The organism is Microbacterium umsixpiens, from assembly GCF_053543675.1.
This window is the reverse complement of record NZ_JBLVOH010000023.1, coordinates 50758-51408: the sequence shown is the minus strand read 5'-3', so window position 1 is coordinate 51408 and position 651 is coordinate 50758. Positions and strand designations below refer to the sequence as shown.

The 651-nt window shown below is 71.3% G+C and carries 1 protein-coding gene; it reads right to left on the bottom strand.

Translation table 11 applies throughout. The annotated features are described in order from the left end of the window. Nucleotides 1-24: 24 nt before the first annotated feature. Nucleotides 25-651 (bottom strand): SDR family oxidoreductase (locus tag ACNPM4_RS02335; RefSeq protein WP_448984553.1); only part of this gene is annotated, 627 nt, incomplete at its 5' end.

The window sequence follows — 651 nt, the reverse complement described above, 5'->3', positions numbered from 1 at the left end:
GGGGCCCCGGTCATCCCCTGCGCGTCAGCGGCGAGGGGCGTCGTTCCACGACCAGATGTCGTCGCCGCGGAGCACTGCGTCGGCGCCCCCGTCGCAATAGATGGTCTGGCCGGCCATGTGGGTGTTGGCCGGGCTCGTCAGCCACACCAGCAGTTCGGCGATGGACGACGCCGGCTGGTGGTAGTTGAGCGGCATCGGCACCGCGGCGTCGACCTGCGCCAGACCCTCCGGGTTCCCGAGCAGCCCTGCCGTCATCGGCGTGGTGACGGTGCCGGGGGCGACGGCGTTCAGCGGAATCCCGGCGCCGGCCCATGCCGGTGTCACGGATTCGCGGCGGACCCAGCGTGACAGTGCGCGCTTGCTCGACGAGTAGTTCAGGAATCCGGCCTCCGGGGTGGTCGCGAGCTGGTCGCCGATCGACAGCGCCAGCGCCTCGTGGGCGCTCAGCGCGGCGTCGACGAGTTCGGCCGATACCGGCTGCAGCGAGGCCATCGACGAGACCACGGCGGCGCGCGGCTGGTCCGCCAGGCTCAACGTCGGCTGAAGCGCTCCCAGGAACTCGGTCACGCCGAAGTAGTTGATGGCCATCGTCTTCGAGATCGGCGCGGCGATGCCGGCGCACGCGATCACCGCGTCGATCATGCCGCCGGC